Consider the following 12,708-nt stretch of genomic DNA (forward strand, 5'->3'; position numbering starts at 1 on the left):
TATCTACTCCCTTGGCTGCCCTGCGCACCGCATTCTTGGCGGCGCGCAACTCACACAATTTCAATCAATCCCGTGGCAGCTTGAAACCTGGCTTGCGGTATTCCACATGTCCATAGTCCTTGAACGACCATCGGCCGCCCCAGACAAGCCCGAGCGATTCGGCGACTTCGCCATACAGGCGGTAGCCTTCCATCGCCCACGGATCCTTCTCGGTAATGACCAGTTTGCCATTTCGATAGAACGCGTTGTCTGCTGCCAGACCGTGCTGATGGTAACTTTGATTGGCCTTCGCTCTCGTCACGTGCTCGCCCAAAGCGGCAAGTTTTGCCTGACGCTCCGGACTTCTGTAGCCCTCCAGCAGCGCCAGGTCGTAGCCATGCTTGTCCTTCATGACCTTGTAGACGAGCAGCAGGCGCGCGCGGAAGTCGGGGTCCAGCACGTCCCAGTTGCGGCTGCCTTCCTTCGTGAGCGGGCGCACCTGCTCCACTTCCGCGGTCGCGAAAACCTCGGGCGGCAAGGCGGGTGGCGGCACCAGCTGCTCGCCTCGGAGCAAGGCCTCGACCTTCTCGTCGGTGTCACGTGCCGCGTCTTCGTAGAACACGGTCTTGCCGCTGCGCAGCACCACGCTCAGCAGCACCGGTATCGCAAGCAGCACCACGGCGCCCGACAGCATGAGCCGGCGCCGGACCAGGAATTGCACCGCATCAGCGCCCGCAGTGCCCGCTGCGCGAACCGATGCGGTCGAGGTCCGCGCGGCGCCATGCCGGGCACGGCGCCAGTTGCTGGTGAAGGAACGCCATGCGCCGCTCACCGTCGCCACGGCTCGCGCCCGGGCCGTCGGTAGAAAAAAAATGGCGGCCACTGCCACCATCAATACAAAGTAGAAGAAAAGCGCGAAAGCGAACAAGCCGAACCATGAACGAACGAGGACGCGGAAATTGTAGGGTGGCGTATTGGTTGCAAAACCTGCTAATCTGCAGCGGCTGTCACCTTGTGCTGAAAAGTGCAGGTTCATCAGGGGGAAATACAAATGAGCATTTCAGACAAGAAGGCGTCGGCGAGCCGTCGGCCCAGCCTCATCGACCCGGCGCCTTCCTCGCCATCCGGCCCGCGCAACGCCACGGAGCCCACGCGCGTGCTGGCCGACCTTGGCGGCCACAAGCCTCCAGGCATTTCGGGCGGGATGATCACCGTTGCGTGCTGCATCGTCGCGATGGGGATCGGGGCAGGCTTCTGGGCGACTTCAGGTGCGCCCAAACCGGTGGTCGCAGCAGCGCCGCCAGCCGTGGTTGCATCGGCGCCAGCGCCAGCCGCCGCGGCGCCCGCAAGTCCACCTGTTGCTACGCCCTCACCTGCCGCTGCGCCTGTCTCAGCCGAGGCGCCGAAGCCGACGGTTCCCGCCCTCACCGCACTGAACCTCGACTCCGCCACCGCCGCGGGTACCCACGTCGCAAAGATCACCGACGCGCCTGCACATGTGCCCAAGGACGTGGCCGCAGCCTCTGTGGCGGTGGCTGCGCAGGCGGCGACAGGCGCATCGAAAATCGGATCGGACAAGCCCCGAAAAGTCGCGGCACCCAAGCCCGCTCGGAAACAAACGACGGACAAGCAGGCCCGCCAACCCGCCCACATGGTAGCGACGCGGGGCAAGGCGCACGCACCGGGAAAGCCCCACAGCACGACCGTTGCGAAGGGACGCGAGGACAAGCGCCGCGAGACGAGCAGCGCCCCAGCGACCGCGCGGAAGAACACCGATCCGGACACCGACCTGTTGGCTGCGATGTTGCGGCGCAATGGTGGCGGCCCGCAGTAGGTCGTCGCACCTCGGTTCGCCCACACGGTTGTCGCGCAGCGGATTCGCCTCTGCGCCGGGCTGCGCACGCAGGGCTGGGCAGCATTGCATCAAAGATCTGATCCTCCACTGAAAGTGAAATTCATGACCGCTCGTTTTCTCACCCGCATCTCCTCGCTCGCACTGGCCGGCACGCTCGCCGCCTGCGCCCTGCCCGGCGCGAACAACTCGGCTCCGCCCGAGATTCGGATGGGCCGGATCGAGCAGATCAGTGCAACGCAATTGCAGGACTCGCACCAGATCGGCGTCGGCGCCATCGTGGGCGGGCTCGGTGGCCTGGCCGTGGGGAGCCTGATCGGCAACGGCAACGGGCGTGATGTGGCACGGGTCGTCGGCGCGATCGGCGGCGCGGTCGCTGGCAATGAAGTCCAGAAACGCTACGAGCAACCCGTGGCAGGGCAGCAGATCATCGTGCGCACTGGCAGTGGCGTGCTGGTTTCGGTCACGCAACCCGTGGCGCCCGATTTGCGCGTGGGACAAAACGTCTTCATCGAGGGCAGCGGAGAAAGCGCGCGCGTGATACCGCGCTGAGCGCCTTCGCGTCCCTTCCCAGCCGCGCCCCCCCTCAGCTCCCGCCGCGCCCCGCTGCGAATGCAAGCGGGGCTTCGAGTTGCCCCACCGCCTTCACGAGTTCCGCCAGCGAGCGGACCTCCATCTTTTCCATGACGTGTGCTCGATGGGCCTTGACGGTGCGTTCCGCCGCACCGAGCTCCCAGCCGATCTGCTTGTTGAGGGCGCCGTTCACCACCATGTCGAGCACCTGCCGTTCGCGTGGGCTGAGCCTCGAGTAGCGGGCCTGCAGCGCGGTCTGGCGCAGGCGCGCACGGCGGCGCAGGGCGTCGTCCTCGATCACCTTGGCGACGACCGGCAGCAATGCATCGCTGTCGACCGGCTTGAAGAAGAAGTCGGCGGCGCCGGCCTTCATGGCGCGCAGGGTCTCGTGCACCGTGGCTTCCGCCGTCACGAAGATGACGGGCAAGGGCTCCGGTTGCGTGGCAATCATTTCCTGCAGGTCCAGCCCGCTCGGGCCGGGCATGTGGATGTCCAGCACCAGGCAGCCCGGCGCGTCCCCGATCCCGTCAAGCAACATCTCGCCGACGGAACCGTATTCCGACACCCTGTACCCCGCCGCGCGAAGAACCCCTTGAAGCTCGCGCCGGAATGCCACGTCATCGTCGATGAGGCGCACCAGCGCTGCATCCTCGCTGTCGTCCAACAAGTCGCTCTCGGTCATCTCAACCTTTCGCGCCCGATGCGCGTCGATGGCTGCCAGCTCCCTGTTCGGCTGTCATGTCGTAGTAGACGGCTATTGAATCTGGCGGGTTGGCGCGCGGCAACCTACCCTTTGGTCTAGTGGGCCGGACAGCAACACCATGGCCTGGTCACCCGACTGCCGCCCCACCCGAAGGCCATGCTGCTCCCTGCAAGTGCTTCCGAAGAAGTGCGGGCGTCATGGGAGCACATCCGCCCCCCTGCGGACAAGGCTGTTCACAAATATTTTCAAATCATCGGGCGCTCTTGGAATGCGCCGAGAGCGTCCGGCGACTTTGCATTCACGCGCAGGACAAGGCGGGGCGCCGCAGTTGGTCCGGCAGCACGGGAAGGCGATCCGACCCAGTCATGCGATGGATGGCGAAGTCGCATCAGTCGCAGCGGAATGACAGCTCGGCACCTGGCGCCGGCTTGAGCTTGGGGTCGGTGAGCCGCATCGGTGCGCCGAAGTTGCGGCAATAGGCCTCGGCCTCCTGCATGGTCGGCGACGTGAAAACGCCATCGCCCAGCCGCGTGACACGAGGTGCAGAGCCCGACGCGCATCCGGCAACGAGAACAAGCATGACGAGGGCAAAGAGCGTGGCGAATCGTGGCATCTGGAACCGCATGACGGAGGGAGCAGGAGGGACGGTGACTTTAGCCGCTGCGCGCCGCAGAGCCGGCGCCCTCGGGTCGATGCGGCTTCGCCATCCCTATACGGTGGCGCGCGCAACGGGGCCGGGCGCTGCCTGGCCTCGAGGCTCAAAAGTTGTGGCGCATCCCGAGGTCCATGCCCCGCGACGACTCGTTGGGCGCGGTGCTGGCGCCGTTCAACGCGACGGACGCGCCGCCGCTGTTGCGCACGTATGCGCCGGTGACGTAGAGCGCAGTGCGCTTGGACAGGTTGTAGACGTAGCCGAGCGACAGCTTGCGCGTGGCCGGGTCGCCGGGCTCGCGTGTTCCGTAGCTTGAGATCGCCATCTTGAGTTGATCCTGCCCCACCGGAAAGACGGCGCCCAGCACGAAGCCCTTGCGGGTCACGGGTGGCGCGCTGTCCACGCTGTCGCGGTAGTAGCCGATCGTCATCCTGACGAAGTCGAAGTCATAAGCCGCGCCGATGTTGAACACACGGACGGTTCCGAAGTCGGCGGTGCGCGCATAGCTGACCTTCGACCCCGCCGCCGCCATCGCGAAGTTGCCGACGGTGAATCCGAGCCGGCCGGCATACCCCGTGCCGTCGCGCGACGATGGCAAGCCTGTGCCCGAGATGCTTTCACCCAGGAAGTACTGGACCTCGCCGAAGAAACCGTGCAGGTCGTGCGGCAGGAAGTAGCCGATCATGTTGGACGCGCGGGTCGAGGTCGGTCCGGCTATCGATTCGACCTGCGGCTCGGTGGTGCCGACGCCGTTATTGTCGAAGGGGTCCATGTCCTGACGGTTGCGGTACGAGGCCGTGATGTCGCGCCCCAATCGCAACTCGCCCCAGCGGTCGGCCAAGCTCACCGTGGCGCGACGGTTGAACGAGATCACATTCGATGAGGTCGCGCCGTCGGGCTGGTTGTTGGTATTGCCCGCCATGCCGAGGCCGGTATCCAGGACGTAGCCCATCTCCAGCCAGAACCCGGCAGCGAGCCCGCCACCCAGATCCTGGAAGCCCCTGAATCCCACGCGCGAAGTCGCATTGCCGCCGCTGTAGAGCTGGACGAGATGCGATGTGCTGCCCGCGCCATAGCCGATCGTCACGTCGGCAATGCCGAACATCGTGATGGCGGTGCGGTCGACAGTCGTCTGGCTCGTTTGCGCGAAGGCGGAGATACCTGCGGCGGCCACTCCAGTGGCAAGAAAGCCGGGGATGGCCGATTTCATTCGTCAGGCTTGCCGGCCCATCAGGCGGGCGTGCGCTGCCATTGGCCCCGATGCCCCCCTGCCGGGGCGGCCACTCGTCCAGCATGACCCATGCGCGCCGCGGCGCCGCCCACCAACGCGGCTTCCGCCAGCAGCGCCTTCATGGTGTCGTCGGGCGCGAAGCGATGGCCGAATCGCATGCCGATCTGCGAGAGATGGAAACGCTCGAGCGGCGTCACGGCACCGGCGGGTTCCTGCTCGACCAGTTCGCCCAATTGCTCGAAGTACCGGTAGTCGGCGGGCGCGCTCGTGTCGATGGGGCCGTGGGACCGGTCGAGGAACTGCACGGCCGGCACGCATGCTGCCTGCTGAGCCAGCGGATAGATGCGCAGCCCGGCGAAGCGACGCACGGCCAGCAGCGGATCGCCGTCGACCGGTTGCAGCAGCATCCACACGCCGTAGGTCGGCGAGCGCAGTGCGAAGTAGCCGGGCCGGTCGCCCTGCAGGTCATCGGGCGGCAGCACCAGGTACTTCCGGCCCTTGCCCGCGGCCCTGCCGAGACGCCCCACATCGCCCACCGGGCGCCGCCACATGTCGTCGAACACGCTCACGATGCCGGCCGGAACGTCGATCACGATCGGCCCGTTGCGCAGGTTCAGGAAGTTGCACACCTGCACCTTCTCGCGGACGCCGGACGTCGAGCCTTCGATGACGTCCTGCACGGTCTTCCAGATCACGACCTGGCAGGTCTGCCGGATGCCCGAGTTGGCCAGCCCCTGCCGGAAGCGGAACATGGCGACGGCTTCCGCGTTGTGCTGGTAGATGTCGACGGCGCGGCTGAAGGTCAGCATCTGGGCCAGGCGCTCGGCGGATTCGAGGGTCGGCTGGCCCTTGTCGAAGGTCAGGGCGCCGTAGCGCGTGTGGATGGTGCCGTTGTCGATGCAGCGGTCGGGCGGGCGCTCGCTTCGGATCATCATGGTGGCGCAGTTCTACCCCTTGGCAGCGCGCATTTCCACTCGTCTCGTAGGGAGCCTGCAACTGCACCTTGGTGCAACGCGCAGCGCAAGTGCAACACCTGCGCGACACTCGGCGCTTCTCCCCCAAGTCCCGGAGGTGTGCGTTGATCCCCAATGCGGAACAGGCCAGGCTCGACGAAGCCCGCATGAAGCAGGCGGACTGGAAGAAATGGGGCCCCTACCTCAGCGAGCGCCAATGGGGCACGGTGCGCGAGGACTACAGCGACAACGGCGACGCGTGGAACTACTTCACCCACGACCACGCCCGATCGCGCGCCTACCGATGGGGCGAGGACGGCCTCGGCGGCATCAGCGACGACCACCAGGTGCTGTGCTTCGCGCTTGCGCTCTGGAACGGGCAGGATCCGATCCTGAAGGAGCGCGCCTTCGGGCTTGCGAACGAGGAAGGCAACCACGGCGAGGACGTGAAGGAGTGCTACTTCTACATCGACTCGACGCCGACGCACTCGTACATGAAGTACCTGTACAAGTACCCGCAGGCGGCCTATCCCTACCTCGACCTGATCCAGACCAATCGGCAGCGCGGCAGGCAGCAGCCCGAGTACGAACTGCTGGACACCGGCGTGTTCGACAACAACCGCTATTTCGACGTCTTCGTCGAATATGCCAAGGCCGGGCCCGAGGACGTGCTGGTGCGCATCACGGCGATCAACCGCGGGCCCGTTGCCGCACCGCTGCATGTGCTGCCGACGCTCTGGTTCCGCAACACCTGGGCGGCGCCGGGCGGTGGCAGCAAGCCGGTGCTGGAGAAGATTGACCTGCCCGGCCGTGCGGCGCTGCGGGCACATCACACCGACCCGTTGTTCCGGGAATCACTGGCCGACTACCACCTGAGTTGCGACACGGACGCCCCGCTGCTGTTCACCGAGAACGAGACCAACAACGCGCGCCTGTTCGGTACGCAGAACGCATCGCCCCATGTGAAGGATGCGTTCCACAACTTCGTCGTGCACGGTGACGCCAGCGCGGTGAACCCAGCGCAGCAGGGAACCAAGGCGGCCACGCACCATGCGATGACGCTGGCCGCGGGCGAGACACGCGTGATCCGCCTGCGCCTGTCCACGCGCAGGCCGGACGCAAGCACCTTCGCCGACTTCGACGACGTGTTCACCACGCGCCTGGACGAGGCCGATGCGTTCTACGAGGCCCTCACGCCGCCCGCCGTGACCGCAGACCCCGACCGCGCCAGCGTCATGCGCCAGGCCCTCGCCGGCATGCTGTGGTCCAAGCAGTACTTCTACTACGACGTCGGCCTGTGGCTCGACGAGCACGGCGCAGGCGCCGAAACGCCGCAAGCGCGCCGACGCCAGGGTGTGCGCAACGTCGACTGGGGCCACATGTACAACGACGACATCATCTCGATGCCGGACAAGTGGGAGTACCCGTGGTACGCCGCATGGGACCTGGCCTTCCACATGATCCCGCTCGGCATGGTCGACCCCGACTTCGCCAAGCAGCAGCTCGGCCTGATGCTGCGCAACGACTACCTGCATCCGAACGGCCAGTTGCCGGCCTACGAATGGAACTTCGGCGACGTCAATCCGCCCGTGCATGCGTGGGCGACGATGCAGCTCTACCTGGTCGACAAGGAGCATCGCGACGACGACGGAGACGTCGAGTTCCTGAAGTACGCCTTCTCGAAGCTGCTGGTCAACTTCACCTGGTGGGTCAACCGCAAGGACCGCACCGGCGCCAACGTGTTCGAGGGCGGCTTCCTCGGGCTGGACAACATCGGCGTGTTCGACCGCTCGAAGCCGCTGCCCACCGGCGGCTACCTCGACCAAGCCGATGGCACCGCTTGGATGGTGTTCTTCAGCCAACAGATGTTGCGCATCGCCGGCGAGCTGGCGGTGCATGAGCCGCTGTACGAGGAGTTCGTCGAGAAGTTCTATTGCCACACGCTGTCGATCGCCGCTGCGATGGACCGCGTGGGCGAATGCAACGACGAGATGTGGGACGAGCAGGACGGCTTCTTCTACGACGTGCTGCGCTTGCCCGATGGCAATGCCCAGCGGCTGAAGGTGCGCTCGATCGTCGGGCTGCTGCCGCTCGCGGCGATCGCGATCTTCGAGGAGGGCATGCTCGAGAAGCTGCCCAACTTCCGCAAGCGCGCGGGCGAGTTCCTGATGCGCCATCCCGAGTTCAAGGGCAGCATGCACCTGCCCGACCAGCCCGGCGTCAGCGGCCGGCGCATGCTGGCGATCGTCGACGAGCGGAAGGTGCGACGACTGTTGTCGCGCATGCTCGATGAAAGCGAGTTCTTCAGCCCGCACGGCATTCGCGGCCTGTCGCGGCAACACCTGGAGCACCCGTATGTCTTCGAGCATGGCGGCGGGCAGTACCGCGTGGGCTATGTGCCGGGCGACTCCGACTCCGGCATGTTCGGCGGCAACTCCAACTGGCGCGGGCCGGTGTGGATGCCAATCAACTTCCTGCTCGTCTCGGCGCTGCTGCGCCTCTATGCCTACTACGGCGAGGACTTCAAGGTGGAGTGCCCGACAGGCTCCGGCCAGATGATGACGCTGATGGAAGTGGCGCACGAACTGGGCGAGCGCATCACCCGGCTGTTCCTGCGCGACGCGACCGGTGCGCGGCCGGCGAATGGCGACGCGCACAGGTTCAGGGACGATCCGCACTGGCGTGATCTCGTGCTGTTCCACGAGTACTTCCACGGCGACACCGGCGCGGGCGTCGGCGCCAGCCACTAGACGGGCTGGACCGGCTGCGTGGCGCGGATCATCCAGACCAATGCCGTGCTGACGCGGGACATGCTGACTTCGGCGGGGGCGGAGGCTGCGGCGATGGATGCGTTGCAGACCGGGCGCACCCGCGGGCACGCTTGAACGCTCAGCGGTTTTCCAGCCGGTTGTAGTCGAGCACCCCGGCTTCCAGCGGCTGCGACCGCATGTAGCGCGCGATCACGTCGTCGCTGACGGCCCAGAACACCGGACTGGTGCGGCGCACGGCCCAGCGCTGTGCGAAGGCGGTGTAGTCCTGCTCCGAGCGCAGTTGGCGGATCGCATCGACCAGTGCCGGAAGCTGCGCGGCATCGAGGCGGTAGAACGCATTCGGATAGCTGCCGACGACGCCCGGCACGACGGTGACGGTGTCCTCCTCGGGCCGCAGCTCCTTCCTTTCACCGAGCAGGTGCGAGACGCTGGCATGCGCCGTGTTGCGCAGCAGCGTGAAGGTGTTCGTCGGCCCGCCGGGTGTGTCGACGACGAGCAGCGCCACTTCGGGGAGCCATTGCAAGGATTCACCCTGGATGGCGGCGAGTTCGCGCAGCGGCGCGCGCAGGGCCGGTGGCGCATTCACCGCCAGATCGAGGCGCGTGTCCAGCACCGGCCCGAGGCGGGTCTTCAACTGGCCCATGAGTTCCTGCCTGGCATCCGCGGTCTTGTAGCGCACCGCACTCTCTGCGGTCAGCGTGGTGCCTGGGCCGCCGTAGACCTGTTCGCGCGTGCTTCTGCTGTCGCCGCGGTACCACGCGTCGCGCACGGCCTCGCGCTGCGCACGCGGCAGCAGCGTGATGAAGTTGAACTCGCCCTCCATGCGCAGGAAGTCCATGTACATGCGCGAGTTGAGTTGATGGCCCACGTTGCCGTACACGTCGTAGTCGGCCACCAGCAGGTAATGGATGCGCTCCAGCAACGGGTAGCCGATGACCCAGGCGGTGCGGGGCGTGTCACCCACCAGGCCCTTGACCACGCTGGCGCTGTCGTAGTGGCGGAAGACCGTGAGCGCTGCGTTGTCGTTGCGGCCGTCGCCGTTCCAGATCAAGTCCAGGTCGAGCTTGACCCGCTTCTTGCCGAACGCGTTGGCCAGCAGGCTGGAGCGGGACTTGAGGTACTCGTTCTCCAGGCGGGCGTACTGCGCCCATGGCACGAGCAAGTTGGTATTGCTGCTGCCGGTGGGCAGTCGCAGCAAATTGGCGTCGCGTGCCAGCAGCGCGGACAGCGGCTCGTCGAAGCGCTTCTCCGGTGCGACGAACACCACCCAGAAGCGATCGCGGATCACGTTGAGCGCCATCTGGCCGCGGCACACCGGGCCCTTGATGAAACCCATGATGGTGAACTCCGCCTCGTCCAGCATGAAGCGGTAGCGCGCGTTCACCGGCAATGCCGCGAAAGTCGAGAACGGGTTGGCCGCGTCCTGCGCGCTGTAGCCGGGAAGCCGGGTCACCTCATAGGCCGGGTCCAGGAACAGCTCGCGCCATCGGGCCATCCGCTGGGCCGACAGCACATAAGGCATGTGCGTCTTGTCGACGATGGTCTCGCGCTCGGGAACGATACGGTAGTACACGCGGTCCACCTCGGGGCTGTCGACCGGCCGGCGGCTTCGGACGATGCGCACCGGCTCCCCGGGCGGCGTTTCCGATCGCACGAGCTTGAAGAACTGGCGCTGTGGGTCATCGTCGAACCAGAGGTGGGCCAGGAACAGGTGCTCGTACGCGTAGCGGCTGAACAGTTGTTCCTTGAGCGAATCACCGTTGAAGAAGCGCTCCCACTGCGCGACACGTTGCAGGGCCAGCGCGGTGGGTGTGGGTGGCGCGGCTGCGGGTGCGCCGTCCGCCAGCCAGCGGGTCAGCGTGTCGTTCTCTGTCGTGCTGAGGGCGGGCAGGCCGAAGGGCATGCCGCCCATCGGGGCCGTGCGCTCGTAATGGGCGATTTCCTCGCCAGCCGGGCACGATGCGCTGCGTTCCAGCGAGAAATCCAGCCCGCCGCCGACGACGCCTGTGGTGGGGCCCGGGTGGGCCTTCTTCAGCGCGAGCAGGCGGTGCATGAGACCGGCGGTCTTGTTGGCTTCCGGCGTCTGGACCGCGTGCTCGTTCAACACCGGGAAGAAGTCGAGCTCACGCCACTGCGAAGTCTTGTCGGCATCGACATACAGGCGCGAAGGCTCCGCGGCAAGCAATCTGGTCGCATCGTAGACCGGCGTCTTGCTGGCGCCGCGGGCGATCCCTTCCCAACTCGTGGCCTTGAACTGGCACGGCGCGTCGTTGCAGGCATGGCAGACGACGCAGCGCCGGTCGAGGATGGGCTGGACCGCCCGGACGTAGTCGCCCGATGCCGGGCCGGCGGGACGCGCGTCGAAGCGCGTTGGATCGGCCGGGCCGAACAGCTTGTCGAAGCGGCCTCCTGCAAGCGTCGCGCATGCGGCAACCAGGAGGATCACGATCGGCCACAGTATTCGTTTGCTCATCACGAGATGGGTCCCCACGAAGTTGGTCGCGGCAATTCTCACCCAGCCCAACCGTTCGCGATGTCACACGCAAATCGCATGCCGGAGGCGCGAGCCGGCCTCGGAGGCGACAGGCGCCGCTTGGATCGGCCAAGCTTGCCATCGACAATTGCGAGTCATGCAAGCCCACACCACCGCCCCCAGCTCTCCGACCCTGCAACCATCGACACCGCGACCGATACGCGCCGCCGCCACGCTGCTTGTGTTGCGCGACGGACCCGAGGGGCTCGAGGTGCTGCTCCTGCGCCGCGCCGAAAAGGCCAACGACCAGAACAGCGGCGCCAGCGTGTTTCCGGGCGGTGTGCTGGACGCGCACGACCGCACGCTGCACAGCCACTGCGCCGGCCTGGACGACGCGAAGGCAAGCGAGCGCCTGTCGATCAACGCGGGCGGGCTCGACTACTACGCCGCTGCCATTCGCGAATGCTTCGAAGAGGCCGGCGTGCTGTTCGCCAGCGATGCCGACGGCAAGCTGGTCGACCTGGCGGGCCTGCCGGCGCAGGAACTCGCAGCCATGCGCGCTGCCGCCGAGCAAGGCACGCATGCGTTGCTGGAGCTGTGCGAGCAACGGGGCTGGCGCCTGGCCGTCGATCACCTGACCTACTTCGCCCACTGGCTCACGCCGCCCGGCATGCCGCGCCGCTTCGACACGCGCTTCTTCGCGGCCTTGATGCCGCCTGCGCAAGCGGTCCGCGAAGATGGACGCGAAACCGTCGAGCACATGTGGCTGCGTCCGCATGAAGCGCTGTCACCGGCGCGTGGCCTCAAGCTGATGAACGTGACGCGGCGCATCCTGCAGCAGTTGGACCTCCTGGGCACCGCGCAGGATTGCCTGGCCCATGCGCGATCGCTGCAACGCATCCCGCTCAACATGCCGCGGCTCGCGCAAGGCCCACAAGGACAGCGCGCGGTGAACATCGAGGAGCCGGCGCATGAGGAGCTTGGGCACATCGATCCGGATGGCAAGAGCACCGGGCGTTACGCGCTGGAGGCGGGGCTTGCGATGTCGCTCTCGCCCAGGGTCTGGCGGGTGACGGATGGTGTGGATGGGGCCTCGTCTGCACCAGGCTTGAACAGCTACTTCGTCGGCGAGGCGGGTGGCGACTGCGCGCTGATTGACCCGATGCCCATGACATCGACGCACTTTGCGGCGCTGCGCGGTGCGGCGCCGGGTCCGGTCCGGTGGATCCTCTCGACCGGAGCGCGCGGACGCCTGGACGCAGGGACCATTGAAAGCCTGCGGGCCGTGTGGCCGGAAGCCCGTGCGATCCAAGCTTCAGCGGAAGATGCACTGGAAGTGGGCGGTGCGACGATCCGTGCGGTGGTCGACACCCAGGATGCGAACGCCCTCCGCTTCCTGCTGGTCGAGGAGCGATTGCTTTTCACGGGCGGCGGCTCCACGGTGCCTTCCCGCTTGCGCGATGCCGTGGACTGGATCCTGCCGGCCACAGGATTCATGCGGCCGACCGCTCGCTGAGCGTG

At 66.6% G+C, this 12,708-nt stretch carries 10 protein-coding genes; 4 read left to right on the forward strand and 6 right to left on the reverse strand.

Annotated elements, in window-relative coordinates:
• Window positions 1–64: 64 nt before the first annotated feature.
• Window positions 65–907: a M15 family metallopeptidase gene (locus WKW82_RS06165; RefSeq protein ID WP_340341476.1), complete on the reverse strand. Its 843-nt coding sequence runs from the start codon at window positions 905–907 to the stop codon at window positions 65–67.
• A gap of 123 nt (window positions 908–1,030) precedes the next feature.
• On the opposite strand from WKW82_RS06165, the gene WKW82_RS06170 reads away from it, so the two are divergent.
• Entirely contained in the window at window positions 1,031–1,813 is a 783-nt protein-coding gene (locus WKW82_RS06170; protein ID WP_340341364.1) for a hypothetical protein, read from the forward strand.
• Between the two features lie 123 nt (window positions 1,814–1,936).
• Complete coding sequence (locus tag WKW82_RS06175; protein WP_340341365.1) at window positions 1,937–2,383, forward strand: outer membrane lipoprotein; 447 nt, start codon at window positions 1,937–1,939, stop codon at window positions 2,381–2,383.
• Between the two features lie 34 nt (window positions 2,384–2,417).
• Here WKW82_RS06175 and WKW82_RS06180 read toward each other — a convergent pair whose 3' ends face one another.
• The 4 genes from WKW82_RS06180 to WKW82_RS06195 form a co-directional block, all read right to left on the reverse strand.
• Complete coding sequence (locus WKW82_RS06180; RefSeq protein ID WP_340341366.1) at window positions 2,418–3,086, reverse strand: response regulator transcription factor; 669 nt, start codon at window positions 3,084–3,086, stop codon at window positions 2,418–2,420.
• 409 nt (window positions 3,087–3,495) lie between these two features.
• Window positions 3,496–3,687 carry a hypothetical protein gene (locus WKW82_RS06185; RefSeq protein WP_340341367.1) on the reverse strand — a complete coding sequence of 64 codons (192 nt, stop codon included), beginning with the start codon at window positions 3,685–3,687 and terminating at the stop codon, window positions 3,496–3,498.
• A gap of 178 nt (window positions 3,688–3,865) precedes the next feature.
• Window positions 3,866–4,969: a porin gene (locus WKW82_RS06190; protein ID WP_340341368.1), complete on the reverse strand. Its 1,104-nt coding sequence runs from the start codon at window positions 4,967–4,969 to the stop codon at window positions 3,866–3,868.
• Between the two features lie 20 nt (window positions 4,970–4,989).
• Window positions 4,990–5,925: a DUF1254 domain-containing protein gene (locus WKW82_RS06195; protein WP_340341369.1), complete on the reverse strand. Its 936-nt coding sequence runs from the start codon at window positions 5,923–5,925 to the stop codon at window positions 4,990–4,992.
• 143 nt (window positions 5,926–6,068) lie between these two features.
• Between WKW82_RS06195 and WKW82_RS06200 the strand changes: the two genes are divergently transcribed.
• On the forward strand, window positions 6,069–8,693 hold the full coding sequence (locus WKW82_RS06200; protein ID WP_340341370.1) for an MGH1-like glycoside hydrolase domain-containing protein: 2,625 nt from the start codon (window positions 6,069–6,071) through the stop codon (window positions 8,691–8,693).
• Between the two features lie 139 nt (window positions 8,694–8,832).
• Here WKW82_RS06200 and WKW82_RS06205 read toward each other — a convergent pair whose 3' ends face one another.
• Window positions 8,833–11,187 (reverse strand): fatty acid cis/trans isomerase, encoded by a 2,355-nt coding sequence (locus WKW82_RS06205; RefSeq protein ID WP_340341371.1) that lies wholly within the window; start codon window positions 11,185–11,187, stop codon window positions 8,833–8,835.
• A gap of 157 nt (window positions 11,188–11,344) precedes the next feature.
• Here WKW82_RS06205 and WKW82_RS06210 point away from each other — a divergent pair, with 157 nt between their 5' ends.
• Window positions 11,345–12,703, forward strand: a complete 1,359-nt coding sequence (locus WKW82_RS06210; RefSeq protein ID WP_340341372.1) for an NUDIX domain-containing protein — start codon at window positions 11,345–11,347, stop codon at window positions 12,701–12,703.
• The last annotated feature ends 5 nt before the right edge of the window (window positions 12,704–12,708 follow it).

It is taken from the genome of Variovorax rhizosphaerae (genome assembly GCF_037889975.1).
GTDB classification, from domain to species: domain Bacteria; phylum Pseudomonadota; class Gammaproteobacteria; order Burkholderiales; family Burkholderiaceae_C; genus Variovorax; species Variovorax rhizosphaerae.

What these genes read in the sequence shown, in the direction of transcription:
- WKW82_RS06170 (WP_340341364.1), top strand. Translation starts at nt 1,031, where the DNA reads ATGAGCATTTCAGACAAGAAGGCGTCGGCGAGCCGTCGGCCCAGCCTC.
- WKW82_RS06175 (WP_340341365.1), top strand. Translation starts at nt 1,937, where the DNA reads ATGACCGCTCGTTTTCTCACCCGCATCTCCTCGCTCGCACTGGCCGGC.
- WKW82_RS06180 (WP_340341366.1), bottom strand. Translation starts at nt 3,086, where the DNA reads ATGACCGAGAGCGACTTGTTGGACGACAGCGAGGATGCAGCGCTGGTG.
- WKW82_RS06185 (WP_340341367.1), bottom strand. Translation starts at nt 3,687, where the DNA reads ATGCTTGTTCTCGTTGCCGGATGCGCGTCGGGCTCTGCACCTCGTGTC.
- WKW82_RS06190 (WP_340341368.1), bottom strand. Translation starts at nt 4,969, where the DNA reads ATGAAATCGGCCATCCCCGGCTTTCTTGCCACTGGAGTGGCCGCCGCA.
- WKW82_RS06195 (WP_340341369.1), bottom strand. Translation starts at nt 5,925, where the DNA reads ATGATGATCCGAAGCGAGCGCCCGCCCGACCGCTGCATCGACAACGGC.
- WKW82_RS06205 (WP_340341371.1), bottom strand. Translation starts at nt 11,187, where the DNA reads ATGAGCAAACGAATACTGTGGCCGATCGTGATCCTCCTGGTTGCCGCA.
- WKW82_RS06210 (WP_340341372.1), top strand. Translation starts at nt 11,345, where the DNA reads ATGCAAGCCCACACCACCGCCCCCAGCTCTCCGACCCTGCAACCATCG.